General features: G+C 69.9%; 23 protein-coding genes and 1 pseudogene. 20 read left to right on the plus strand and 4 right to left on the minus strand.

From position 1 onward, the window contains the following. The 10 genes and pseudogenes from CSR00_RS24195 to proB all read left to right on the plus strand — a co-directional run. Nucleotides 1-253, plus strand: a pseudogene (locus CSR00_RS24195) (DUF937 domain-containing protein); the annotation flags it as partial. A gap of 113 nt (nucleotides 254-366) precedes the next feature. Next, entirely contained in the window at nucleotides 367-3,000 is a 2,634-nt protein-coding gene (locus CSR00_RS24200) for a valine--tRNA ligase (protein WP_099024960.1), read from the plus strand. Then, on the plus strand, nucleotides 2,997-4,448 hold the full coding sequence (gene folC, locus CSR00_RS24205; RefSeq protein WP_099024961.1) for a bifunctional tetrahydrofolate synthase/dihydrofolate synthase: 1,452 nt from the start codon (nucleotides 2,997-2,999) through the stop codon (nucleotides 4,446-4,448). Before CSR00_RS24200 ends, folC begins: the two co-directional genes overlap by 4 nt. A gap of 65 nt (nucleotides 4,449-4,513) precedes the next feature. After that, nucleotides 4,514-4,852, plus strand: a complete 339-nt coding sequence (locus CSR00_RS24210; protein ID WP_099024962.1) for a DUF4233 domain-containing protein — start codon at nucleotides 4,514-4,516, stop codon at nucleotides 4,850-4,852. Nucleotides 4,853-4,913: 61 nt separating this feature from the next. Beyond that, nucleotides 4,914-5,324: a nucleoside-diphosphate kinase gene (ndk, locus tag CSR00_RS24215; RefSeq protein WP_099024963.1), complete on the plus strand. Its 411-nt coding sequence runs from the start codon at nucleotides 4,914-4,916 to the stop codon at nucleotides 5,322-5,324. 413 nt (nucleotides 5,325-5,737) lie between these two features. Then, entirely contained in the window at nucleotides 5,738-8,992 is a 3,255-nt protein-coding gene (locus CSR00_RS24225) for a ribonuclease E (protein WP_456093795.1), read from the plus strand. 214 nt (nucleotides 8,993-9,206) lie between these two features. Continuing rightward, on the plus strand, nucleotides 9,207-9,518 hold the full coding sequence (gene rplU / locus CSR00_RS24230; protein WP_099024966.1) for a 50S ribosomal protein L21: 312 nt from the start codon (nucleotides 9,207-9,209) through the stop codon (nucleotides 9,516-9,518). A gap of 19 nt (nucleotides 9,519-9,537) precedes the next feature. Beyond that, nucleotides 9,538-9,795: a 50S ribosomal protein L27 gene (gene rpmA / locus CSR00_RS24235; protein WP_099024967.1), complete on the plus strand. Its 258-nt coding sequence runs from the start codon at nucleotides 9,538-9,540 to the stop codon at nucleotides 9,793-9,795. A gap of 75 nt (nucleotides 9,796-9,870) precedes the next feature. Further along, nucleotides 9,871-11,340: a GTPase ObgE gene (gene obgE / locus CSR00_RS24240; protein ID WP_099024968.1), complete on the plus strand. Its 1,470-nt coding sequence runs from the start codon at nucleotides 9,871-9,873 to the stop codon at nucleotides 11,338-11,340. Beyond that, nucleotides 11,337-12,449 carry a glutamate 5-kinase gene (gene proB / locus CSR00_RS24245; protein ID WP_099024969.1) on the plus strand — a complete coding sequence of 371 codons (1,113 nt, stop codon included), beginning with the start codon at nucleotides 11,337-11,339 and terminating at the stop codon, nucleotides 12,447-12,449. The genes obgE and proB overlap by 4 nt, the downstream gene beginning before the upstream one ends. A gap of 59 nt (nucleotides 12,450-12,508) precedes the next feature. On the opposite strand, the gene CSR00_RS24250 is transcribed toward proB, so the two are convergent. Then, nucleotides 12,509-13,141: a TetR/AcrR family transcriptional regulator gene (locus tag CSR00_RS24250; RefSeq protein WP_099024970.1), complete on the minus strand. Its 633-nt coding sequence runs from the start codon at nucleotides 13,139-13,141 to the stop codon at nucleotides 12,509-12,511. 91 nt (nucleotides 13,142-13,232) lie between these two features. Between CSR00_RS24250 and CSR00_RS24255 the strand changes: the two genes are divergently transcribed. Then, nucleotides 13,233-14,507, plus strand: coding sequence for a cytochrome P450 (locus CSR00_RS24255; RefSeq protein WP_099024971.1), 1,275 nt, complete (start codon nucleotides 13,233-13,235; stop codon nucleotides 14,505-14,507). Here the strand turns inward: CSR00_RS24255 and CSR00_RS24260 are convergent. Beyond that, entirely contained in the window at nucleotides 14,498-15,340 is an 843-nt protein-coding gene (locus CSR00_RS24260; RefSeq protein ID WP_099024972.1) for an NAD-dependent protein deacetylase, read from the minus strand. The genes CSR00_RS24255 and CSR00_RS24260 overlap by 10 nt on opposite strands. Nucleotides 15,341-15,428: 88 nt before the next feature. Here CSR00_RS24260 and CSR00_RS24265 point away from each other — a divergent pair, with 88 nt between their 5' ends. The 7 genes from CSR00_RS24265 (at nucleotide 15,429) to CSR00_RS24295 (ending at nucleotide 22,192) form a co-directional block, all read left to right on the plus strand. Further along, nucleotides 15,429-17,480 (plus strand): NAD(+) synthase, encoded by a 2,052-nt coding sequence (locus tag CSR00_RS24265; RefSeq protein ID WP_099024980.1) that lies wholly within the window; start codon nucleotides 15,429-15,431, stop codon nucleotides 17,478-17,480. A gap of 23 nt (nucleotides 17,481-17,503) precedes the next feature. Beyond that, nucleotides 17,504-18,097, plus strand: coding sequence for a hypothetical protein (locus tag CSR00_RS24270; protein ID WP_141564469.1), 594 nt, complete (start codon nucleotides 17,504-17,506; stop codon nucleotides 18,095-18,097). Between the two features lie 154 nt (nucleotides 18,098-18,251). Next, on the plus strand, nucleotides 18,252-18,587 hold the full coding sequence (locus tag CSR00_RS24275) for a type B 50S ribosomal protein L31 (protein ID WP_099024974.1): 336 nt from the start codon (nucleotides 18,252-18,254) through the stop codon (nucleotides 18,585-18,587). Continuing rightward, nucleotides 18,574-18,939 carry a WhiB family transcriptional regulator gene (locus tag CSR00_RS31375; RefSeq protein ID WP_245906468.1) on the plus strand — a complete coding sequence of 122 codons (366 nt, stop codon included), beginning with the start codon at nucleotides 18,574-18,576 and terminating at the stop codon, nucleotides 18,937-18,939. Before CSR00_RS24275 ends, CSR00_RS31375 begins: the two co-directional genes overlap by 14 nt. 86 nt (nucleotides 18,940-19,025) lie before the next feature. Then, entirely contained in the window at nucleotides 19,026-19,307 is a 282-nt protein-coding gene (locus CSR00_RS24285; RefSeq protein ID WP_099024975.1) for a DUF1490 family protein, read from the plus strand. 4 nt (nucleotides 19,308-19,311) lie between these two features. Further along, nucleotides 19,312-21,462 carry a heavy metal translocating P-type ATPase gene (locus CSR00_RS24290; RefSeq protein WP_099024976.1) on the plus strand — a complete coding sequence of 717 codons (2,151 nt, stop codon included), beginning with the start codon at nucleotides 19,312-19,314 and terminating at the stop codon, nucleotides 21,460-21,462. Between the two features lie 97 nt (nucleotides 21,463-21,559). Further along, nucleotides 21,560-22,192, plus strand: a complete 633-nt coding sequence (locus CSR00_RS24295) for a class I SAM-dependent methyltransferase (protein WP_099024982.1) — start codon at nucleotides 21,560-21,562, stop codon at nucleotides 22,190-22,192. 50 nt (nucleotides 22,193-22,242) lie between these two features. Here the strand turns inward: CSR00_RS24295 and CSR00_RS24300 are convergent, their stop codons facing one another. Beyond that, complete coding sequence (locus CSR00_RS24300; protein ID WP_099024977.1) at nucleotides 22,243-23,100, minus strand: mycofactocin-coupled SDR family oxidoreductase; 858 nt, start codon at nucleotides 23,098-23,100, stop codon at nucleotides 22,243-22,245. A 126-nt stretch (nucleotides 23,101-23,226) separates the two neighbouring features. Here CSR00_RS24300 and mrf point away from each other — a divergent pair, with 126 nt between their 5' ends. Together mrf and CSR00_RS24310 are read left to right on the plus strand one after the other, a co-directional pair. Next, entirely contained in the window at nucleotides 23,227-24,417 is a 1,191-nt protein-coding gene (gene mrf / locus CSR00_RS24305) for a ribosome hibernation factor-recruiting GTPase MRF (protein ID WP_099024978.1), read from the plus strand. Further along, nucleotides 24,414-24,797: a hypothetical protein gene (locus tag CSR00_RS24310; protein WP_141564470.1), complete on the plus strand. Its 384-nt coding sequence runs from the start codon at nucleotides 24,414-24,416 to the stop codon at nucleotides 24,795-24,797. The genes mrf and CSR00_RS24310 overlap by 4 nt, the downstream gene beginning before the upstream one ends. Before the next feature lie 19 nt (nucleotides 24,798-24,816). On the opposite strand, the gene CSR00_RS24315 is transcribed toward CSR00_RS24310, so the two are convergent. Beyond that, the coding region (locus CSR00_RS24315; protein ID WP_099024983.1) for an enoyl-CoA hydratase/isomerase family protein at nucleotides 24,817-25,615 on the minus strand (799 nt) is incomplete at its 5' end.

A 25,615-nucleotide genomic window follows, 5' to 3' on the forward strand; every position in this document is an offset into this window, starting at 1 on the left:
GGCCTATATCGGCAAGCAGTTCTACCCGAACCCGGCCGCCGGCACCCCGCAGGCCGCCGGGGGCGGGGGGCTGGGTGACCTGCTCGGCAGCATCCTGGGCGGCGCCGGCGGGCAGGGCGGCGACAATCCGCTCGGCAGCATCCTCGGCAGCGTGCTCGGGGGCAGGCAGAGCGGCCAGGGCGGGCAGGGGCGCAACACGGGCACCGTCATCGGCGACATCCTGGGCGGGCTGCTCGGCGGCCGGAGGTCGTGAGCCCGGCGGCGGTGCCGGGCCGGGGCCTTGTGTGCCGGTGTGGGCATCTTTCCTAGAATTGACCGGTGACTGCCAGCGCCCGTCCCGACTCTGCCGCCCCCGCGGACCACAGCATGGGTGAAACCCTGCCCAAGTCCTGGGAGCCGGGCGCGGTAGAAAGCGAGCTCTACGAGGGGTGGGTGCGGGCCGGCTACTTCACCGCGGACGCGGCCAGCCCCAAGCCGCCCTATTCCATCGTGCTGCCGCCGCCCAACGTCACCGGCAGCCTGCACATGGGGCACGCGCTGGACCACACCCTGATGGACGCCCTGACCCGGCGCAAGCGGATGCAGGGCTACGAGGTGCTGTGGCTGCCCGGCATGGACCATGCCGGCATCGCCACCCAGACCGTGGTGGAAAAGCAGCTCGCCGTCGACGGCAAGACCAAGGAGGACTTCGGCCGCGAGCTGTTCGTGGAGAAGGTGTGGGACTGGAAGCACGAGTCCGGCGGCACCATCGGCGGCCAGATGCGCCGGCTCGGCGACGGCGTGGACTGGAGCCGGGACCGCTTCACCATGGACGACGGACTGTCCCGGGCGGTGCGCACCATCTTCAAACGGCTCTACGACGCGGGGCTGATCTACCAGGCCGAGCGGCTGGTCAACTGGTCCCCGGTGCTCAGGACCGCCATCAGCGACCTCGAAGTCAAGTACGAGGACGTCGAGGGCGAGCTGGTGTCCTTCCGCTACGGCTCGATGGACGACGCCGAGCCGCACATCGTGGTGGCGACCACCCGGCTGGAGACGATGCTGGGCGACACCGCGATCGCCGTGCATCCCGACGACACCCGCTACCGCGATCTGGTCGGGACCGCCCTGCCGCACCCGTTCATCGCCGACCGGTCGATCGCCGTCGTCGCCGACGCCCACGTCGATCCCGAGTTCGGAACCGGCGCAGTCAAAGTCACTCCCGCCCACGATCCCAACGACTTCGAGATCGGGTTGCGACACGACCTGGCGATGCCCACCATCATGGACGACAGCGGCCGTATCGCCGGCACCGGGACCCGCTTCGACGGCATGGACCGGTTCGACGCCCGCGTCGCGGTGCGCGAAGCGCTGGCCGAGCAGGGCCGCATCGTCGAGGAGAAGCGGCCCTACCTGCACAGCGTGGGTCATTCCGAACGCAGCGGGGAGCCGATCGAGCCACGACTGAGCCTGCAGTGGTGGGTGCGGGTGGAATCACTGGCCAAGGCCGCCGGCGATGCGGTTCGCAACGGCGACACCGTCATCCACCCGCCGAGCCTGGAGCCGCGCTGGTTCGCCTGGGTGGACAACATGCACGACTGGTGCATCTCCCGGCAGCTGTGGTGGGGGCACCGGATCCCGATCTGGCACGGCCCCGACGGGCAGAAGGTGTGTCTGGGGCCCGACGAGACCCCGCCGGAGGGCTGGCAGCAGGACCCCGACGTGCTCGACACCTGGTTCTCCTCGGCGCTGTGGCCGTTCTCGACCATGGGCTGGCCCGACAAGACACCCGAACTGGCGAAGTTCTATCCGACGACGGTGTTGGTCACCGGCTACGACATCCTGTTCTTCTGGGTGGCCCGGATGATGATGTTCGGCACGTTCGTCGGCGACGACGCCGCGATCACCGGCGACGGAACCCGCGGCCCGCAGGTCCCGTTCCAGAATGTGTTCCTGCACGGCCTGATTCGCGACGAGTTCGGCCGGAAGATGAGCAAGTCCAAGGGCAACGGCATCGATCCGCTGGACTGGGTGGAGATGTTCGGTGCTGACGCGCTGCGCTTCACCCTGGCCCGCGGTGCCAGCCCCGGCGGGGACCTGTCCATCGGTGAGGACCACGCCCGGGCGTCGCGCAACTTCGCCACGAAGATCTTCAACGCGACCCGCTTCGCGCTGATGAACGGTGCGTCGGCCTCGCCGCTGCCCGGCGCCGGCGAGCTCACCGACGCCGACCGCTGGATCCTCGGCCGCCTGGAACAGGTGCGCGTCGAGGTCGATGCGGCCTTCGACGCCTACGAATTCAACCGTGCCTGCGAATCGCTCTACCACTTCGCCTGGGACGAGTTCTGTGACTGGTACCTGGAGCTGGCCAAGAATCAGCTCGGCGCCGGCCATCCGCACACCACCGCCGTCCTGGCCTTCGTGCTCGACAACCTGCTCAAGCTGCTGCACCCGGTGATGCCGTTCGTGACCGAGACGCTGTGGAAGGCGCTCACCGGCGGGGAGTCCGTCGTCGTCGCCGAGTGGCCCTCGCCATCGGGAATCGCGTTGGAACCCGTAGCGGCGCAGCGCATCACCGACATGCAGAAGCTGGTGACGGAGGTGCGCCGGTTCCGCAGCGACCAGGGGCTGGCCGACCGCCAGAAGGTGCCCGCGCGGCTGTCCGGCATCGCCGAGGCCGACCTGGAGGGTCAGGTCGGTGCGGTGACCTCGCTGGCGTGGTTGACCGCCCCCGACACCGGATTCAGCCCGACCGCCTCGATCGAGGTGCGGTTGTCGTCGGCGACGGTGGTCGTCGAACTGGACACCTCCGGAACCGTCGACGTGGCGGCCGAGCGCCGCCGGCTGGAGAAGGATCTGGCGGCCGCCCAGAAGGAACTGGCCGGCACCACGGCCAAACTCGACAATGAGGCGTTCCTGGCCAAGGCGCCCGAGGCGGTGGTCGCCAAGATCCGGGAGCGTCAGCGCGTCGCCGGCGAAGAGGTCGACCGGATCACCGCCCGGCTGACCGGGTTGGCATGAGCGAACCGCTGGAATCGCTGCCCGATCCGGAGCCCACCCCGGACGAGGTGGCGGCGCTGCTGCAGGTCGAACACCTGCTGGACCAGCGCTGGCCGGAGACCAAGATCGAGCCCAGCACCGCGCGGATCTCGGCGCTGATGGAGCTGCTGGGTTCCCCGCAACGCGGGTACCCGTGCATCCACGTCGGCGGCACCAACGGCAAGACCTCCGTCGCGCGGATGATCGATGCGCTGCTGACCGCGCTGCATCGGCGCACCGGGCGGACCACCAGCCCGCACCTGCAGTCGGCGGTCGAACGGATCTCCATCGACGGCAAACCGATCAGCCCCGCCCTCTATGTCGAAACCTACCGTGAGATCGAGCCTTTCGTGGAGATGGTCGATCGGCAGTCCGAGGCCGGCGTGCTGGGGCAGCCGGGGCCGCGGATGAGCAAGTTCGAGGTCGTCACCGCGATGGCGTTCGCCGCCTTCGCCGACGCGCCCATCGACGTCGGCGTCGTCGAGGTGGGCCTGGGCGGGCGCTGGGACGCCACCAACATCATCGACGCCCCGGTCGCGGTCATCACGCCGATCAGCCTGGACCACATGGATTATCTGGGCGACGATCTCGCCGAGATCGCCGCGGAGAAGGCCGGCATCATCGCCGCGCAGCGCATCGAGCCGGTCGCCACCGACATCGACCTGAGCACCGTCGCGGTGATCGGCCGTCAGGATCCGGCGGCCATGGAAGTGCTTCTGTCGCAGGCGGTTCGAGTCGATGCCGCGGTGGCGCGTGAGGATTCGGAGTTCGCCGTGCTGAGCCGGCAGACCGCCGTCGGCGGGCAGCTGCTGGAACTGCAGGGCCTCGGCGGCGTCTACTCGGAGATCTTCGTGCCGCTGCACGGCGAGCACCAGGCCCACAACGCCGCGGTCGCGCTCGCCGCGGTGGAGGCCTTCTTCGGCGCCGGTGCGGACCGTCAACTCGACATCGAGTCCGTGCGTGCCGGTTTCGCGGCCGTGGCCGCACCGGGCCGGCTGGAGCGGATGCGCAGTGCGCCCACCGTGTTCATCGACGCCGCGCACAACCCGGCCGGGGCACAGGCGCTGGCGGCGGCCCTCACCGAGGAGTTCGACTTCCGCTATCTGGTCGGCGTGCTGTCGGTGATGGCCGACAAGGATGTCGCCGGAATCCTGACCGCTCTGGAACCGGTGTTCGACCAGGTGGTGATCACCCACAACGGCTCGCCGCGGGCCATGGAGGTCGACATGCTCACCCTTGCCGCCGAGGAGCGGTTCGGTCCCGAACGGGTGGTGGCCGCTCCGACCCTGGCCGATGCCATCGAGACCGCCACCGCGCTCGTCGAGGAGGCCGGTGTCGAGGAGGGGTTGTCGGGCACCGGGATCGTCATCACCGGGTCGGTGGTGACCGCGGGGGCGGCGCGCACCCTGTTCGGCAGGGATCCGCAGTGACGACAGCACCTGACCCGTCGGGCCCGCCCGATGCGCCCGACCCGTGGAAGAGCTTCCGTGGGGTGATGGCCGGCACGCTGATCCTGGAGGCGATCGTCGTGCTGTTGGCGCTGCCGGTGGTGAGCGCGGTCGGCGGCGGGCTGGACGCGTTCTCGCTGTCCTATCTGATCGGCTTCGCGGTACTGCTGGTGCTGATGGCCGGCATCCAGGGCCGTCCGTGGGCGATCTGGGCCAACCTGGCGGTGCAGCTGCTGCTGATCGCCGGGTGGCTGATCTATCCGGGAGTGGGGTTCGTCGGGCTGCTGTTCGGCGCGGTGTGGTTGCTCATCGCCTACCTGCGCGCCGAGGTGCTGCGACGGCAGAGGCGCGGCCTGCTGCCCGGCCAGCGTCACCCGCCGCAGTAGCCGCAAGCCGCCCGAGGCCGCCGGCGCCGCGCCGTTACCGAGGTTGGGTACGCTGTGCGCCGTGACTGAGCGGACTCTGGCCCTGATCAAGCCCGACGGTGTCGGCAGGCAACTCGTGGGGGAGATCATCGCCCGCATTGAGCGCAAGGGCCTGACCATCGCCGCGCTGGAGCTCAAGCATGTCAGCGACGACCTGGCCCGGGCGCACTATGCCGAGCACGAGGGCAAGCCCTTCTTCCCGTCGCTGCTGGAATTCATCACCTCCGGCCCGGTGGTGGCCGCGGTGCTGGAGGGCCCGCGCGCCATCGCGGCGTTCCGCCAGCTCGCCGGTGGCACCGATCCGGTGGAGAAGGCGGTGCCGGGCACCATCCGCGGCGACTTCGGTTTGGAGACCCAGTTCAACCTCGTCCACGGATCCGACTCGCCCGAGTCGGCGGAGCGCGAGATCGCGCTCTGGTTCCCGGCGGGTTAGCCCTGGTCGGTCGGTGCCTGGGGGGCTGCTGAGGGCACCTTGGCAGCGGGCTCGAAACGCGGCGTTCGGCATGCGGGCCAGAGCAGCGGTTCCGGTATGGGATACTGACAACGGATGTACGCCACCAGACCGGTGACATACGTCCGAATGAAGACTTAGACGTGCGCGACCACCGCCGAGCGCGGTGTGGCGCCGACCGTCCCAGCCGTTCATTCAGCCAAGGCGCCGGGTGTGTTCCACAGAGCAGCCCGGGGCAAGACCATGACAAGCCCGGAGACGTGATCCGGGTACATAGCGGAAGTCCTCGCGCGGCCGCGTCTGTTCGACGCGCCCGGGGGCTTGAAGGAGACTACGTGGACGACGATGCCCGCACACAAGAAGACATTCACACCGAAGCTCCTGGTAGCGCCGCTATCGGGGAGCCGCAGGAACTGCCTGACCGGCTGAGGGTGCACTCCCTGGCCAGGGTGCTGGGGACCACCAGCAGGCGTGTCCTCGACGCGTTGGCCGAGTTAGACGGCCGCTCGCGCAGCGCCCATTCCAGCGTCGACCGCACCGAGGCCGTCCGGGTCCGCGACGTGCTCGCCGCAGAACCCACCGCAGAAGCCACCGCTGGGCCCCCGGCAGAACCCGCTGCCGAACCCGCCCCGGTGCAGGAGACCCCGACTCCTCCCGGCGATGCCGCGCTTCCCGTGACATCCGAGTCCCCGGAGGCTCCCGAGGTCGCTGAGGCCCCCGAGGCTCCCGAGGTCGCTGAGTCCCCGGAGGCCCCCGAGGCTCCAGAGTCCGGCGAGCCTGTTCACGAGGCGGCGCCGGAATCCGCACAGGACGAGCCCCAGGAGGCCTCTGAGGAGGAGGCGCCGACCTCCCCGGTAGCCGAGGTCGAGGCGGCCGAACAGCCGGGGGCCGACGAGGAGCCGGAATCGCGGCTGATGCTCGAGGCCGCGCCGGCCGAACCCGCCGAGCACGCCGCCGACTATCTGCCGCTGTTCGTCGCCCCGCAGCCGGTCTCGGCCGGTGCGCGCACGGTGCCCGCCGAGGCCGTAGCCGAGTCCGACGAGGACACCGACTCCGAATCGGATCAGGGTTCGGACACCGACTCCGACCAGGGTGACCGCCCGTCGAACCGGCGGCGACGCCGCGGGCGCAGGGGCCGCGGCCGTGGGCGCGGCGGGGAGAACGGCGACGGTGACGCCGACACCGACGCCGAGGATTCCGACCAGTCCGGCGAGAAGGACGATTCCGACGAGTCGTCCTCCGACCAGGACGGCGCCGAGGACGACTCCGGTGGCGGTGAGGGCGGCAGTCGCCGGCGTCGGCGCCGCCGCCGCCGCAAGTCCGGATCGGGCGAGGACAGCGACAACGGTTCCCCCGACGACCCGCCCAACACGGTGGTCCACGAGCGCACGCCGCGGGAGAAGTCCGACAAGGACTCCAACAACGAGATCCAGGGCATCTCCGGCTCGACCCGGCTGGAAGCCAAGCGGCAGCGCCGCCGCGACGGCCGCGACGCCGGACGGCGTCGCCCGCCGATCCTGTCCGAGGCCGAGTTCCTGGCCCGTCGTGAGGCCGTCGAACGGGTCATGGTCGTCCGCGACAAGGTCCGCACCGAACCCCCGCACGAGGGCGCGCGCTACACCCAGATCGCGGTGCTCGAAGACGGTGTCGTCGTCGAACACTTCGTCACCTCGGCCGCCTCGGCCTCACTGGTCGGCAACATCTACCTGGGCATCGTGCAGAACGTGCTGCCCTCGATGGAGGCGGCCTTCGTCGACATCGGCCGCGGCCGCAACGGTGTGCTCTACGCCGGTGAGGTCAACTGGGAGGCCGCCGGGCTCGGCGGCTCCAACCGCAAGATCGAGCAGGCGCTCAAGCCCGGCGACTACATCGTCGTACAGGTCAGCAAGGACCCCGTCGGCCACAAGGGCGCCCGGCTCACCACGCAGGTGTCCCTGGCCGGGCGTTACCTGGTCTACGTTCCGGGTGCCTCCTCGACCGGGATCAGCCGCAAGCTGCCCGACACCGAGCGGCAGCGGCTCAAGGAGATCCTGCGCGAGGTGGTGCCCTCCGACGCCGGGGTGATCATCCGGACCGCCTCGGAGGGGGTCAAGGAAGAAGACATCCGCGCCGACGTCTCGCGGCTGCAGCAGCGCTGGGATCAGATCGCGGCCACGGCCACCCAGACCAAGGAGAAGGCCGCGGGCGCCGCCGTCGCGCTCTACGAAGAGCCCGATGTGCTGGTCAAGGTCATCCGCGATCTGTTCAACGAGGACTTCTCGGGGTTGATCGTCCAGGGCGACGACGCCTGGTCGACCATCAACGAGTACGTCGGCGCGGTGGCTCCCGAGTTGATGCCCAAGCTCACCAAGTACGAATCCGGCGATCCGACCGCCGGGGTGACGGGCCCCGACGTGTTCGCGGTGCACCGGATCGACGAACAGCTGGCCAAGGCGATGGACCGCAAGGTCTGGCTGCCCTCCGGCGGGACGCTGGTCATCGACCGCACCGAGGCGATGACCGTCGTCGACGTCAACACCGGCAAGTTCACCGGTGCCGGCGGCAACCTGGAGCAGACCGTCACCAAGAACAACCTGGAGGCGGCCGAGGAGATCGTGCGCCAGCTGCGGCTGCGCGACATCGGCGGCATCGTGGTCATCGACTTCATCGACATGGTGCTGGAGTCCAACCGCGACCTGGTGCTGCGCCGTCTCACCGAGTCGCTGGCCCGCGACCGCACCCGCCACCAGGTTTCCGAGGTCACCTCGCTGGGCCTGGTGCAGCTGACGCGCAAGCGGTTGGGCACCGGACTGCTCGAGGCGTTCTCCACCACCTGCACGCACTGCGCGGGACGCGGGATCACCCTGCACGTCGACCCCGTGGACTCCGCCCCGGCGCAGGGGCGGAAGTCCGACTCCGGTGGCGGCGGGCGGCGCGGAAAACGCGGCAAGAAGAACAAGACCGAGGACACCGCGCCGGTGGCCAAGGTGCCGTCGCATCCCGCCGGCGAGCACCCGATGTTCAAGGCGATGGCCGCGGCCAACGGCAAGCACGCCGACGATGTCGACTTCGACGGGCAGGCCGAAGACCAGATCGAGGACCAGGCCGAGGAGCGGCCCGGCCCGAAGACCGGCAGGCGGCGGGCGAAGAGGGCCGAACAGGCGGCCGAACAGGTGGCCGAGGAATCCGCCGCCGAGGACCTCGAGGGCGGTGACTTCGCCGCCGAGGACGGCGACGACACCGAGGAGCCGTCGGGCGCCGAGGACGCACCGGATGTCCAAGACACCGAGGACACCGACGACACCGAGGACACCGACGGTGAGATCGACGTGGACCTCGACGAGGACGACGAGGACCTCGACGACGAGGACTATGACGATTCGGACGACGATTCGGACGACGACTCGGATGACGACTCGGACGATGACTCCGACGAGTACGACGACGAGGACTATGACGACTCGGAGGACGACTCTGACGATGACTCGGAGGACGACTCGGAGGACGATTCCGACGAGGACGATTACGAGGACACCGAGGACACCGACGAGTCGGAGGACGGCGGACCCGACGCCGGGGGTCGGCGTGCGTCGGTGAGTGCCGCCGCTGGTCGGCCGCGCCGACGCAGGGCGGCCGCCAGGCCCGCGGGTCCACCGCGAGTGGGCGCCTGAGGCGTCCTGGCAGGCGGTTTGACCCCTTAGCCGCTGGTCACGTAACCTTGAGCAGTTGTCGCCAGGCTTGACACCGGCGGCAAGCGGGACCGGCGGCGAGCGGCCACCTGAGCGTGGTCGGTACGGATGTCTCCCGCACCCCAGACCCGCGCACGCAACTCCCGGGTGGCGCGCGCCCCGTTGACGGACGAATGAAGTAGAGGACAGGCAAACGATGGCGACTTACGCAATCGTCAAGACCGGCGGTAAGCAGTACAAGGTTGCTGCCGGCGACGTGGTGAAGATCGAGAAGATCGACGTCGAGCCCGGCGCGTCCGTCTCCCTGCCGGTGGCGCTGGTCGTGGACGGCGCGAAGGTGACCACCGATGCCGCCGATCTGGCCAAGGTCGCCGTGACCGGCGAGGTCCTCGAGCACACCAAGGGTCCCAAGATCCGCATCCACAAGTTCAAGAACAAGACCGGCTACCACAAGCGGCAGGGCCACCGTCAGCAGCTGACGGTGCTCAAGGTCACCGGCATCAAGTAGGCAAGGGAGCGATCAGAAGATGGCACACAAGAAGGGCGCTTCCAGCTCACGCAACGGTCGCGACTCAGCCGCCCAGCGGCTCGGCGTCAAGCGGTTCGGCGGTCAGCTCGTCAACGCGGGCGAGATCCTGGTCCGCCAGCGCGGCACCCACTTCCACCCGGGCGTCAACGTGGGCCGCGGCGGCGACGACACCCTGTTCGCGCTGGCGGCCGGCGCCGTGGAGTTCGGCGTCAAGCGCGGCCGCAAGACCGTCAACATCGTTGTAGCCCAGGACTGAATCGCGAATGTAACGCCGGGGCGCATTTGCGACTGATTTCCCGCCCTGGCGTTACGTTCGGCGAGAGGACGTCCCATGCCCCGGTTTGTCGACCGCGTGGTGATTCACGCACGCGCCGGTTCCGGCGGCAACGGCTGCGCCTCGGTGCACCGCGAGAAGTTCAAACCACTCGGCGGGCCCGACGGCGGTAACGGCGGCCGCGGCGGCAGCGTGGTGCTGGTGGTCGACCCCCAGGTGCACACGCTGCTCGACTTCCACTTCCACCCCCACGTCGTCGCCCCGTCGGGCAAGCAGGGGATGGGCAGCAATCGCGACGGCGCGACCGGTGCCGACCTGGAGGTCAAGGTGCCCGACGGCACCGTCGTCCTCGACGAGCACGGCCGCCTGCTGGCCGACCTGGTGGGAGCCGGCACGCGATTCGAGGCCGCCGCCGGTGGCCGCGGCGGCCTCGGCAACGCCGCCCTGGCCTCGCGCGCCCGCAAGGCGCCCGGGTTCGCCCTGCTCGGGGAGAAGGGCGAGCTGCGTGACCTGACCCTGGAACTCAAGACCGTCGCCGACGTCGGGCTGGTGGGTTTTCCGTCCGCGGGCAAGTCCTCGCTGGTGTCGGCGATCTCGGCGGCCAAACCCAAGATCGCCGACTATCCGTTCACCACGCTGGTGCCCAACCTCGGGGTGGTCTCCGCGGGTGAACACACCTTCACCGTCGCCGACGTACCCGGACTGATTCCCGGGGCCTCCGAGGGGCGCGGCCTGGGCCTGGATTTCCTGCGACACATCGAGCGCTGTGCGGTGCTGGTGCACGTCATCGACTGTGCCACCCTGGAACCCGGCCGCGACCCGATCTCCGACATCGACGCGCTGGAAGCCGAGCTGGCCGCCTACCGGCCCACCCTGCAAGGGGATTCGACCCTGGGCGACCTCGCCGAGCGGCCCCGCGCGGTCGTGCTGAACAAGATCGACGTGCCCGAGGCCAGGGAGCTGGCCGAGTTCGTCCGTCCCGACATCGAGGCCCGCGGGTGGCCGGTTTTCGAGGTGTCCACGGTCAGCCGGGAAGGGCTGCGCCCGTTGACCTTCGCGCTGTGGGACATGGTGGAGCGCTTCCGCGCGGCCCAGCCCGAACCGGCGCTGCGGCGGCCCGTCATCCGCCCCATCCCCGTCGACGAGACCAGCTTCTCGGTGGAGCCCGATGGCGAGGGCGGATTCGTCGTGCGCGGAACCCGGCCCGAACGCTGGATCGCGCAGACCAACTTCGACAACGACGAGGCCGTCGGTTACCTGGGCGATCGGCTGGCCCGCCTCGGCGTCGAGGACCAGCTGCTCAAGCTCGGCGCCACCCCGGGTTGTGCCGTCACCATCGGCGAGATGACCTTCGACTGGGAACCGTCGACGCCCGCCGGGGTGGATGTGACGATGTCGGGCCGCGGCACCGACCACCGGCTGGACCGCACCGATCGGGTGGGCGCGGCCGAACGGAAGGCCGCCCGGCGGGAGCGACGCGAGCACGGTGACGCCGGTGACGTGACCGACGACGACGGGCAGTCGTGAGCGCGCACCGCGAGGCGGTCCGTACCGCGCGCCGGGTCGTCGTCAAGATCGGGACCACCGCCCTGACCACCCCGTCGGGGGTATTCGACGTATCGCGTCTGCAGCAGCTGGCCGAAGCCATCGAGACCCGGATGAAGGCCGGTTCCGACGTGGTGATCGTCTCCTCGGGTGCCATCGCCGCCGGAATCGAGCCGCTGGGCCTGTCGCGGCGGCCGACCGACCTGGCCACCAAGCAGGCGGCGGCCAGCGTCGGACAGGTGGCGCTGGTCAACTCGTGGAGCGCGGCGTTCGGCCGGTATCGGCGCACCGTGGGTCAGGTGTTGCTGACCGCGCACGACATCTCGATGCGCGTGCAGCACACCAACGCGCAGCGGACCCTGGACCGGCTGCGGGCGCTGCACGCGGTCGCGATCGTCAACGAGAACGACACGGTGGCCACCAACGAGATCCGCTTCGGCGACAATGACCGGCTGTCGGCGCTCGTCGCCCACCTCGTCGGCGCCGACGCGCTGGTGTTGCTGTCCGATATCGACGGGCTCTACGACGGCGATCCGCGCAAGGCGACGGCCGGGAACCCGGCCCGGTTCGTCCCCGAGGTCGCCGGACCCGAGGATCTCGCCGGGGTGACCGCCGGGCGCGGCAGCCACCTGGGGACCGGGGGGATGACCTCCAAGCTGTCCTCGGCGCTGCTGGCCTCCGATGCCGGGGTGCCGGTGCTGTTGGCCGCCGCCGCCGACGTCGACCGGGCGCTGACCGACGCCTCGGTGGGCACCGTGTTCGCCCCGCGGCCCCACCGCATGTCGGCGCGGCGGTTCTGGGTGCGCTACGCCGCCGAGTCGGCCGGGTCGCTGACGTTGGACGGTGGTGCGGTGCGGGCGGTGGTCAAGCAGCGGCGTTCGCTGCTGCCCGCCGGGATCACGGCACTGTCGGGGCGGTTCGTCGGCGGGGACGTCGTCGAGCTGCACGACCAGGACTCGACCCTGGTGGCCCGCGGCGTGGTGGCCTACGACGCCACCGAGCTGGCCACCATGATGGGGCGCTCGACCTCGGAGCTGCCCGCCGACATGCGCCGGCCCGCCGTCCACGCCGACGACCTCGTCGCCGTCTAGGTCGCCGTCAGCGATTTCGGTGCAGCTGGTCCCGCACAGCGGGACCAGCTGCACCGAAATCACCGCGGGGGAGTCAGGTAGAGCGCACCCCAGATGATCTCGGTGAGGGTGTCGGCCAGCGTGGCGTCGTAGTCCGGCGGCTGGACGGGCAGGTTCTGCTGGCAGGTGCGTTCCACCATCCAGGTCAGGGTGCTGGCGGTGACCGACGGCACCACCTCGGCGCGGACCAGCCCGCGGGCCTGGCCGCGCTCGATCACCTCGCCGAGTCGGTGGGCGATGCCGGTCAGCAACTCGCGGTAGGTCTCACCGACCGGGGGATCGTAGGCGGCCATCTCGTTCAGCGCGATCAGCAGCGGTTGGTGGCGCCGGTAGGCGGCGATGATGCCGGCCATGCCCGCGTGCAGGTCGTCGGGGTTGTGGCCGTCGGCGACCGACCACCAGAGCTGGGCCGCGCCGGTCAGATCGCCGAACACCTGCCCGGCCAGCCGGCGCAGGAGGTGGCCCTTGTCCTCGAAGTAGATGTAGAAGCTGGCGCGCGAGATGCCGGCCTCGGTGGCGAGCCGGTCGACGCTGAGTTCGGTGAAGCTGGCACCCCCGGACATCAGCCGTTCGGTGGCGGCCAGCAGCTTGCGTTCGACTTTCTCGCGCCGCTGCTGGCGGTTGGCCTGCGGCCTTCGGGTCACCGACGGCATTCCCGCAGGATAGCCAAGTGTGAGGCGGATTGACTAGACACATTGTCTAGACGTAGTGTGCCTGGCGACGACGCCTGTGAGGAGGATCACCATGACGCCGACGACGGACACCGCCGCGCGGGGTGGAACCCGGCCCTACGACCCGATCGACCTGTCGTCGCGGGCGTTCTGGTCGACGACCGCCACCGACCGGGAACGATCCTTCGCCGCGCTGCGCGCCGAGCGGCCGGTGAGCTGGCACCCGCCCGTCGAGGAGTCGTTGATGCCCGACCCCGACGACCCCGGTTACTGGGCGGTGACACGCCATGCCGACATCGTCGAGGTCAGCCGCAACAGCGAGGTGTTCCGGTCCGGCCAGGGGGTGTTGTTCGAGAACATCCCGCCGGAGCTGCTGGAGGCCTCGCAGTCCTTCCTGGCGATGGATCCGCCGCGACACACCCAGATCCGCAAGGTGGTGCACGCGGCGTTCACGCCCCGGCAGGTGCGGCGCATCGAGGACTCGATCAAGGCCAATGCCCGCGCCATCGTCGGCGAGCTGGCCGCCGCGGGCAGCGGGGCCGACTTCGTCGACCTGTGCGCCAAGGAGCTGCCGCTGCGCACGCTCTCGGACATGGTCGGTATCCCCGAGGGTGAGCGCGAACAGGTGGCCCACGCCGCCGACGCGCTTGTCTCCTGGGCGGATCCGGTCTACCTCGACGGGCGCAACCCGATGGAGGTCCTCGTCGCCAACCAGATGTACCTGCACCAGGTGGCGCTGGCGCTGGCCGCCGAGCGCCGCGAACACCCCGGCGACGACCTGTTCAGCTCCCTGGTGCACGCCGAGGTCGAGGGGTCGCGGCTGACCGACCCCGAGATCGCCGCCTTCTTCGTGCTGCTGGCCGTCGCCGGCAACGACACCACCCGCCAGACCACCAGCCATGCCCTGCGCGCCCTGACCGACTTCCCCGAGCAAAAGGCGTGGCTGGCCGCGGACCCGGAGGCGCGGATGGGTGTGGCCGTCGAGGAGTTCGTCCGCTGGGCCAGCCCGGTGATGACCTTCCGGCGCACCGCCGCCAGCGACTACGAGCTGCACGGACAGCACATCTCGGCAGGGGAGAAGGTGGTGATGTTCTACCCCTCGGGCAACTGGGACACCGAGGTGTTCGACCGGCCCGAGCTGCTGGATCTGAATCGCCAGCCCAACCCGCACATCGCTTTCGGCGGGGGTGGGCGGCACTTCTGCCTGGGCGCGCATGTGGCCCGCACCCAGCTACGGGCGATCTTCACCGAACTCTTCGCCCAGCTTCCCGGCATCCAGGCCGGCGAACCGTCCTACGTGGCAGGCAATTTCGTGCACGCCATCCGCGCCATGCCCTGCTACTTCTGAGCCGCGGGCAGCAGCGGGGCCAGCTCGTCGGCCAGCAGTGTCAGCATCTCCGAGCACCCGCTGTCGAGCTTGACCGCGGCCAGCTCGTCGCCGCGGGTGGGTCCCCGGTTGACGATGGCCACCGGCATCCCGTGCGCGACGGCGTGCCGCACGAAGCGGTACCCGGAGAATACCGTTAGCGACGAGCCCGCCACCAGCAGCACCTCGGCCGCATCCACCAGTGAGTACGCCTGCGCGACACGTTCTTTGGGCACGTTCTCGCCGAAGTACACGATGTCGGGCTTGAGCATGCCACCGCAGTGCGGGCAGTCCAGGTAGTGGAACCGGGTGGTGTCGGCGACCACCGCGTCGGCATCGGGTGCCACGGCGATCCCGCCGACCCCGGCGGCCCGCTCGGCGAAGCCGGGGTTGAGCGCCTCCAGCTCGTCGGCCAGCGCGTGGCGCGACATGGTCGCGCCGCAGCCCAGGCAGGTGACCCTGTCGTAGGTGCCGTGCAGGTCCACCACGGTGCGGCTGCCGGCCTTGGTGTGCAGCAGGTCCACGTTCTGGGTGATGACCGCGCTGACGACGCCGCGGTGCTCCAGGGTGGCCAGTGCGCGGTGTCCCGCGTTGGGCAGGGTGGCGTCCATGTGTCGCCAGCCGACGTGGTTGCGCGCCCAGTACCGCTGCCGGAATGCCGCGTCCGAGGTGAACTGACGGATGGTCATCGGGTTGCTCGGCGGCGAATCCGGGCCGCGATAGTCCGGTATGCCCGAGTCCGTGGAGATGCCCGCCCCGGTGAGCACCGCCACCCGCCGACCCGCCAACAGCGCGACCAGTTCGGGAGCATCCACCCCACCGAGGGTAAGCGCGCCGCGCGGGTTGCGGCGGTGACGGTGCTGATCAGCGGTTATGTGTACGCCTTGTGGGAGGATGACGGAGATGGACTTCTACTCCTGCTACCGGCACGGATACGTGCGGGCGGCCGCGTGCACGCTGCACACCACCATCGCCGACCCGGCGGCCAACGCCGAGGCGGTGTTGGCCACGGCCCGGGACTGCCACGCCGACGGTGTCGGGCTCGCGGTGTTCCCGGAGCTGACGCTGACCGGCTACTCCGTCGACGACGTCCTCATGCAGGACACCCTGCTCGACGCCGTCGAGCAGGCTCTGCAAGACGTGGTGGCCGGCTCCGCGGACCTGCTTCCGGTGCTGGTGGTCGGCGCCCCGCTGCGGCGCGGCAACCGGATCTACAACTGCGCGGTGGTGGTGCACCGCGGAACGGTGCTGGGGGTGGCGCCCAAGTCCTACCTGCCGACCTACCGGGAGTTCTACGAGCGCCGCCAGACCGCTCCCGGTGACGACCAGGGCGGGTCGGTCACCGTCGCGGGCCGTTCGGTGCCGTTCGGCCCCGACCTGCTGTTCGCCGCCGAGGACCTGCCGGGCTTCGTGCTGCACGTGGAGATCTGCGAGGACATGTGGGTGCCGGTGCCGCCCAGCGCGGAGGCGGCGCTGGCCGGGGCCACGGTGCTGGCCAACCTCTCGGGCAGCCCGATCACCGTCGGCCGCGCCGAGGACCGCAAGCTATTGGCCCGCTCGGCCTCCTCGCGCTGCCTGGCCGCCTACGTCTACGCCGCGGCAGGGGAGGGCGAGTCCAGCACCGACCTGGCCTGGGACGGGCAGACCCTGATCTACGAGAACGGCGTGCTGCTGGCCGAATCCGAGCGTTTCCCGCGGGGCCCGCGGCGCAGCGTCGCCGACATCGACACCGAACTGCTGCGCGCCGAACGGCTGCGGATGGGCACCTTCGACGACAACCGGCGCCACCACCGGCTGGGTGACGAGACCGTACGCCGGGTGCCCTTCACGCTCGGCCCGCCCGACGGCGACATCGGGCTGCGCCGGCAGGTGGAGCGCTTCCCGTTCGTGCCCGCCGACCCGGCCCGGCTGCAGCAGGACTGCTACGAGGCCTACAACATCCAGGTCGCCGGGCTGGAGCAGCGGCTGCGTGCGCTGCGGTATCCCAAGGTGGTCATCGGCGTCTCCGGCGGTCTGGACTCCACCCACGCGCTGATCGTCGCCGCACGCGCCATGGACCGGGAGGGCCGTCCGCGCAGCGACATCCTCGCGTTCACCATGCCCGGCTTCGCCACCGGCGAGCGCACCAAGAGCAACGCCGTGGCGTTGAGCAAGGCGCTGGGCGTCACCTTCGCCGAGATCGACATCCGCGAGACCGCGACCCTGATGCTGCGCGAGATGGGGCATCCGTTCGCCCGCGGTGAGCAGGTCTACGACGTCACCTTCGAGAACGTGCAGGCCGGTCTGCGCACCGACTACCTGTTCCGGATCGCCAATCAGCGCGGCGGCATCGTGCTGGGCACCGGCGACCTATCCGAACTGGCGTTGGGCTGGTCGACCTACGGCGTCGGCGACCAGATGTCGCACTACAACGTCAACGGCGGGGTGCCCAAGACGCTGATCCAGCACCTGATCCGCTGGGTCATCTCCTCCGAGCAGTTCGGGCCCGCCGACGACGAGATCAACACCGCCCTGCAGTCGGTGCTCGACACCGAGATCACCCCGGAGCTGGTGCCGGCTGCCCCCGGGGAAGAGGTGCAGAGCAGCCAGGCCAAGGTGGGACCGTATGCGCTGCAGGACTTCTCGCTGTTCTGGGTGCTGCGCTACGGCTTCCGCCCGTCCAAGATCGCCTTCCTGGCCTGGCACGCCTGGCGTGACGCCGAGCACGGCCCCTGGCCCGCCGGGTATCCCGCCGACGAGCGGATGTCGTATTCGCTGGCCGAGATCCGGCACTGGCTGCAGGTTTTCGTGCAGCGGTTCTTCTCCTTCAGCCAGTTCAAGCGGTCCGCGCTGCCCAACGGTCCCAAGGTGGCCGCCGGGGGTGCGTTGTCACCGCGGGGGGACTGGCGCGCGCCGTCGGACATGTCGGCGCGGATCTGGCTGGAGGAGATCGACCGTGAGGTCCCGACCAGCTAGCCCGGCGTCGTATCGTGGACCCGATGGTGGCGTCCGGCGATAGAGGCCCGGCCCGGTGGTGGCAGGTCAAGCGGAGGCTGCTGCGCGACCCGATCACCCTGGCGACACCGCTGCGCACCGAACTCGGTGCGCGCCCGCACACGCAGGCGATCCTGGTTCCCCGCCGGGTCGACGGTGCACAGAAGGCGATGGCCTGGCTGCTCGGGGCCCTGGTCGCGGTGTTCGTGGCCGTCGCGGTCGCCGAGCGGCTGTGGACCCTCGCGCTGATCGCGGGGGCCCTCGCAGTGCTGCTCGGCTTCGCGGTGTGGCTCGCGCGGGCGCGCGCACGGATGGCGTGGTCGGCCACCTGGCACCGCGATCGTGTCGTCGTGCACGACGGCCGCTACGGGCCGCCCCGCACCTGGGAGGAGCCCTTGTCGGCGTTCGCCGGGGTGGCGCGCCGGCGCGCCCACCTGTCCCGGGGCAACGAGTACACCCCGGACGTGTGGTTTCACGGCGTCGTCCTCGAACATCCCACCCCGGACAGGTCGGTGCTCCTGCACGCGCAGCAGGCGCCGGTCAGCGACGACCTGCTCGGCGACTACGCCCGTCAGCTCGGGACGCGCGTTATCTCGTGAGGGTTTGCCTCGCTGCGAGTGGAGGACGGGCCAGCTGCTACTGAAAATCGTTTTCGACAAACGGGGTGCTGAGGGGTAGCGTGACCCAGCGTCTAGTGACAATCGTTTTCGTTAATGTGATAGCGCGGAATTTCGGTGACCCACGGAGGCGCGAGTGAAACCAGGTATCCACCCCGACTACCACCCGATCGTCTTCCAGGACGCCACCACCGGGACGATGTTCCTGACGCGCTCGACGGTTACCACGTCGCGCACGGTGGAGTGGGAGACGCCCGACGGGGTCCAGACCTTTCCGCTGGTCGTCGCCGAGATCACGGCGGACTCGCATCCCTTCTGGACCGGGCAGCGGCGGTTGGTCGACACCGCGGGCCGGGTCGAAAAGTTCCACCGACGCTACGGGCGGTCGCAGCTCGGCGGCAGGACTCGGGCGAGCCAGGAGAACGGATCCGCAACTCCGAACGCCTCCCGTCCGCGACGTGACGCCCGATAACACTCGGGAAACCCTACGTCCCCGGTCTGTCTGCAGCGGGACTTCGCGCCGCGCCGCCCGCCGCCGCGCCACCCAGGGGTCGACACAGAAGTTCCGGCGTCTGATCTCCGGCGACTGGCAGTGGCAACTGCGGGCGCGATGTCGTGGCCTCTCGACCGACATCTTCTTCGCCGCCGACCACAGCATCGGCGCAAGCAGGTTGCGACACGAGGAACAGGCCAAGCAGGTGTGCCGGGCCTGTCCGGTGCGCCAAGAGTGTCTGGCGCACGCCGTGGACAACGATGAGCAGCATGGAATCTGGGGTGCACTGACGCCCAGGGAACGGCGGCAGTCCCGACCCGACAGGCGTTGAGGGGCATGATCGGGTCACAAAAGCGAGGCACGGCGCGGCGGTCCGCAGTACCGGCGTTGTCCTCTGGAGAGAGGTAGGGCGTGACAATGGTGTGGCATTCGGCACTGGCAAAGGTGGCGTCGACAGTGGCAACGGGCGTGGTGGGAGTGGCCGCCTACGAAGCCCTGCGCAAGGCGGCCAAAGCGGTTCCGATCCGGGAAGCGACGGTGACCGCCACCGCGTGGGGTCTGCGCGGTGTCCGGAAGGCCGAGGAAGGTGCCGAGCAGGCCCGGCTCACCGTCGGCGACGTGGTCGCCGAAGCCCGCGATCGAATCGGGGAAGAGGCTGCACCGCCGGTGGTGGACACCGGCCACGAGCACGACCACTGAGCTGATGCCCACGGTCGTCTCCAACGCAGCCGGCCGGCTGCGCGTCAGTCTCCCTGTACTGCGCGGGGATACGCGCCGGGCGGTCGCACTCGAGGATGCCATCACCGAGGTCGCCGGGGTGAGGGCGGTCCACGCGTATCCGCGGACAGCCTCGGTTGTGGTCTGGTATTCCCCGACGCGGTGCGACACCGACGCGGTCCTCGAAACACTGTTGGTCACAGCAGAGTCCGATCTTCCCGCGGCGACGGTGGCGCGGCTGCCCCGCTCCGCCGACGTCCGCAACAGCGACCTGCTGCGGATGGGCGTCGGCGGTCTTGCGCTGATGCTGGTGGGGCTGCGCCGGTATGCCTTTGGCCGCCCGCCGCTGCTCGGCCCGACCACCCGGCTCCTTGCGACCGGAGCGACGATCTTCACCGGCTATCCGTTCTTTCGTGGCACGCTGACCGCGCTGCGCGGCGGAAAGTCGGCCGGCACCGACCTGCTGGTGTCGGCGGCCACCGTCGCGAGCCTGATCCTTCGGGAGAACGTCGTCGCGTTGACGGTGTTGTGGCTGCTCAACATCGGCGAGTATCTGCAAGATCTGACGCTGCGACGCACCCGCCGCGCGATCACCGACCTGCTGGCCGGCAATCACGACACGGTGTGGCTGCTGCTCCACGACGGCACCGAGGTTCAGGTGGCTTCGGACACCGTGACGGTCGGTGACGTGGTGGTCGTCCACGAGCAGGTGGCGGTACCGGTCGACGGTGATGTGATCGACGGCGAGGCTATCGTCGACCAATCGGCGATCACCGGTGAGACCCTGCCGGTGAGCATCCGCCCAGGCGTGCATGTACACGCCGGGTCGATGGTGCTGCGCGGCCGGATCGCCCTGCGCGCCACCGCGGTCGGCTCGCAGACGGTCATCGGCAGGATCATCGAGCGGGTCGAGCAGGCGCAGCGAGACCGCGCTCCGATCCAGACCGTCGGGGAGATCTTCTCCCGCCGCTTCGTCCCGGCCTCCTTCCTGCTGTCGGCCGTGACCTTGCTTCTCACCGGCGACGTCCGGCGGGCCATGACCATGCTTCTGGTTGCCTGCCCCTGCGCCGTCGGACTGTCCACCCCGACGGCCATCAGCGCCGCCATCGGCAACGGGGCCCGCCGGGGCATCCTCATCAAGGGCGGTTCGCACCTCGAACAGGCCGGCCAGGTCGACGCCGTCGTGTTCGACAAGACCGGCACCTTAACGATCGGCCGTCCGGTGGTCACCAATGTCGTCGCATTGCACAAAGAGTGGGAACCCGAGCAGGTGCTGGCCTACGCGGCCAGCTCGGAGATCCACTCGCGACACCCGCTGGCCGAAGCGGTGATTCGGTCCACCGAGGAACGCCGGATCGCCATCCCGCCGCACGAGGAGTGTGAGGTGCTCGTCGGGCTGGGCATGAGAACCCGAGCCGACGGACGCACCCTGCTGCTCGGTAGTCCGGCGCTGCTGCGACGCGAGAAGGTGCGAGTCAGCAAGAAGGCCGTGGGGTGGGTGTCACGGCTGCAGAACGAGGCCGAAACACCGTTGCTGCTGGCGGTCGACGGAACCCTGGTGGGACTGATCAGCCTACGCGACGAGGCGCGCCAGGAAGCCAGGTCCGTCATCGACACGCTGCGTCAACGGGGCGTGGCGCGGGTGGTGATGCTCACCGGTGACCATCCCGACACCGCACGCGCGATCGCCGAGGAGCTGGGCATCACCGAATGGCGCGCGCAGGTACTTCCCGAGGACAAGCTCGAGGTGGTCCGCCAACTCCAGGAGGAGGGACGCGTGGTGGCCATGGTCGGCGACGGCGTCAACGATGCACCCGCGCTCGCGGCCGCCGATATCGGTATCGCCATGGGAATGGCGGGTACCGATGTTGCCGTCGAGACCGCCGATATCGCGCTGGCCGGCGACGACCTGACCCGGCTGGTCGAGGTACCCCAGCTCAGCAGGCGAGCGGTGGGAGTAATCCGGCAGAACTACGCAATGTCGATCGGCGTCAACGCGGTGGGTCTGCTCGTCGGTGCCGGTGGTGCGCTGTCCCCGGTGCTGGCGGCGGTGCTGCACAACGCGTCGTCGGTTGCGGTGGTGGTCAACAGTTCCCGGCTGATTCGCGTTGGCCTGCGGGCGAATCCGCAGACCTGAGCCGCGCGCCGCGGAGCGTCATGAGCGGTCGGCCATCGGCTTGCCGGATCGGCAAACGTACTTGGCGTGTCCGCGCCGCCGGGCCATGCTCGATGTCATGACGGGTTCTTCTGACAGTGCCGAGACCGTTGCCGCCGAGTGGGACCAGCGCTACGCCGCATGGGCGTCTTCGCTACCGGAAGGTGAACCCAATGCCGTCCTGGTCGACGCGGCGGCCGGGCTGAAACCGGGCCGGGCGCTCGACATCGGATGCGGCGTAGGCGCCGAGGCGATCTGGCTGGCCGAAAGGGGCTGGACGGTGACCGGGCTGGACGTCTCCCAGATCGCACTGGACGCCGCCGCGGCGCGGGCCCGCCGGGCCGGGGTCGCCGTGCACTGGTTGCAGGGCACGTTGGACAGTGCCGATCTCGCTCCCGGCGGTTTCGACCTGGTGTGCGCACACTATCCGGCGCTGCGGCACTCGCCGGGGCGCGACGCCCAACGGGCGCTGCTGGCAGCTGTCGCGTCGGGCGGGACGCTACTGGTGGTGCATCACGCCGATGTCGACGTGGAGAAGGCCAAGTCCTACGGTTTCGACCCCGCCGACTATCTGAGCCACGAGGATGTGGTCGGGCTGCTCGGGCCGGAGTGGGATGTCCGAATCGACAGTCGCCGGCCACGCACTAAGCCGGCAGGCCCCGAGGGTCAGCACACCCACGACGACGTGGTCCGGGCCGTGCGTCTTCGGTGACCGCACGGCCCGCCCGCGTTTCTGGAATCGATGTCTCAGAGTTCGATGTCTTAGAGTCCGAGTTTGAGTGACGCTCCTCCGTCGACGAACAGCTGCTGGCCGGTGACGTAACGGGATTCGTCGGACGCGAGGTATACGACCGCGTGCGAGACGTCGGCGGGGTCGATGTAGGGGATCGGCATGGCCTGCATGAAGGGGAACGTCACCTCGGCGTCTTCGCGGGTGGGATCCGACAGGTCGGGCCGGAACGTCCGGTACATCGCGGGGTTGTGCAGCATGTCGGTGTCCACGTTGGTCGGGTGCACGGCGTTCACCCGGATCTGCTGCGGTCCGAGCGTCAGCGCCAGCGACCGGGTGTATTCGCGAATCATCTTCTTCGCCAGCCCATATCCGTCACCCCCGGGGCCTTGCAGGCCCTGACCGTTGACCCCGCCGGCCTGCGGCACGAGGCCGGCCACCGAGCCGGTGACCACGACCGAGCCGCCCTGCTCGAGGTGGGGTAATCCGACATGCACGGAGTTCACCACGCCGAGGAAGTCGACGTCGAAGGCATCGATGAAACCCTGGATGGGGATGTCGTTGCCCAGGTGGCAGATTCCGGCATTGGCCACGACGACGTGCAACCCGCCGAGTTCGGCCACGGCCTCGGCCACCACGCGTTGCAGTGCGCTGCGGTCGCGGACGTCGGCCTCGGCGGCCACGACGCGGCGGCCCGCCTTCTCGACCAGCGTCGCGGTTTCGTCCAGGTCGGCGCGGGTGGCCAGGGGGTACCGGTTGCTGGCGATGTCGGAACCGATATCGACCAGGACGATGTCGGCCCCCTCGTCGGCCAGGTGAACTGCGTGACTGCGGCCCTGCCCGCGTGCCCCACCGGTCACCAACGCCACCTTGCCGGCCAGTCGACCCATGTGTTCCTCCTCGTCGGTGCCGCACCGCAGGCACGTACCGCTATTGAAAACCGTTTTCGACAATGCCCGGTCGGGACGGTACCGTGAACCACGGCCATATGAAAACGGTTGTCGTTAAGGAGTGATATGCGTACCCCCGTCGTGCTGGTCTGCGGACAGCGTGGCACCGAACGCGTCGCCGACACCCTCATGCAGGCCCCGGGCACCGCCGTGATCAGCCACCAGTTCGACGGGCACGTCGTCCGGCGGCGGGTGAGCATGCTGCGCGACGGCAAGCCCTGGGCCAGCGACTGGGTTCTGGAACTCGCCCGCGCCTGCGTGACCACCACCATCCACGACGACCTGCTTGTGCTGCTCCGGCGGGTGCACCGCCGCGACGACGTCCAGCGCATCGTCGTGCTGCTCAACGCCTGGGCCGAACCGGAACCCGTCTGTCATGCGATCAACCACACCGCCGTACGTATCGGCCCGGGCTACATCGACGGGCCGGCATCCCGCGACGTAGCAATCAGTGCGGTGGTGGCGTGCATCGATGCCGGCGCGTGGGCTGCCCAGGCGCTCGGCGACGACGAACTCGACGACCAGCGCGGCGTGGCCCAGGTGGTGGTCGACCAGGCCGAGTCCGCCGACGTGCTGGTGATGTCTGCACCCGACCGCGCGGCATTCTCGGTCCTGCGCCGTCTGGCACCACGGTCGCGAATCGTCAGTGCCGCCGGCGAGGTGGAACAGGCGCTCGCCGGTCTCGATGCGCCCTCACGGTGTGGTGCGGACTTCGATCCTCATGAATCGCTGTTGGCGGGGCAGCCGCCGCTGGACCCCGACGGAGACGTCCACTTGATCCATTTCTTCGCCACGCGTCCCTTTCACCCTCAACGGCTCTACGGCGCCGTCGACGTGCTCCTGGAGGGGGTGGTGCGGACCCGCGGTCGCGTGTGGCTGGCCAGCCAGTCCGATGCGGTGGTGTGGCTCGAATCGGCGGGGCCCGAACTCTGTGTGGCCCGCGTGGGGCGTTGGCTGGCGGCGATGGACCCACCCGAGCTCGCCGAGGCCGACCCCGGACGGCGGGCCCTGGCCGCGATGCAATGGGACCGGGACCATGGCGACCGGCATGTCACGATGACGATCCTCGCCAGCGGTGCCGACTCCGACGAGATCACCGCGGTCCTGCAGGCCGCGCTGCTTACCGATGCGGAGTTCGCCCGCCCGGACCTGTGGGTCGACTACCCCGACCCGTTCGGCGCCTGGCAGGCGGAGCCATCCGAGCCGGTGGCCCACAGGCCCGAAGGCTGCGGCCGTCACCACGGGGAGCAACCATGAGCGTCCCGACTGGTACCTGCGAGCCATTCACCGTCGCGGTCTGCACGCACTGCCGCGCCGACTCCACGCCGGCCGTCGTGCAACGATTGCGCGCGATCATCCGCCGGTGCCCGCACGGAATGTTGGTGACCACGTCCTGCCTGCTCGGCCAGTTCACCTGCGCGGCAAGTCATTCCAGTCGGGGGGCGATGGTGGTGCTGCAGCCCTGCGCCGTCGACCAGGTCCCCAGCGCCGCGGTGTTCTGGGTGGGTCCGGTGGTGACCGAGGCCGACGAAGAAGCGCTGTGCGACTGGGTCGCCGCCGGCGCATGGAGCCTCGCCGAGCTGCCGCCGCGACTGCGCGCCGATGCGAACCTGTCCAGGTCGACGCGGCTCAACTGAACCGGCGCGCCACTCGCCGCTACAGCCGCCCGTCGACCCGCAGGTCGGGATGCACCCATTCCGGTGACCGGCGCTGCTTGAACGCCATGAAGCCCTCCACCGCCTCCGCGCCGCTGTAGCTGGCCTTCATCCCGATCCGGTCGTACAGCCCGAGGTAGCTGTCGAGGCTGGACTTGACCACCGAGCGGGCCCGCGGGGCGGTCCGGGCGCACTGGGCCAGCACCTCGCGGGCCGAATCCAACAGTGACTCGTGCTCGACCACCCGCGCCACCATGCCCCAGTCGGCCGCCTCGGCCGCCGAGAGCCCCCGCCCGGTGAACATCAGGTCGCGGGTGCGCACCGGCCCGATGATCCGGGTCAGGGTCTGGGCGTAGTAGGTGTCGGCGATCCCGCGGTAGAGCTCCGGAACCCGGAAGGTGGCGCGGTCGCTGACCACGGCCATGTCGCTGCACATCGCGATCTGCAGCCCGCCGCCCTGGCAGAGCCCGTTGACCGCCGACACCACCGGTTTGACCGACTGGCGCAGCGTCTCGAACGGCGTCACGTCCATCGACAGCGCCGGGCCGAAGCTCATCCAGTCGTCGGCGCCGTCGCCGCCGCCGAGATCGCCGCCCGGGGCGAACACGTCGCCGGTCCCGGTGATGATCAACCCGGCCAGGTCGTCGTCGGCCTCGACGTGGGTGACCGCGTAGCGGATCCCGAAGTACATCGCCGGGGTCATCGCGTTACGGGCCTGCGGGCGGTCCAGGGTCACCACGGCGATCGGTCCCTGCCGCTCGAACCGCAGGAAGGGGGTGCCCAACCAGTCACCGTCGGGG

Origin of the sequence: Mycolicibacterium palauense (genome assembly GCF_002592005.1) — a bacterium.
Lineage (GTDB): Bacteria > Actinomycetota > Actinomycetes > Mycobacteriales > Mycobacteriaceae > Mycobacterium > Mycobacterium palauense.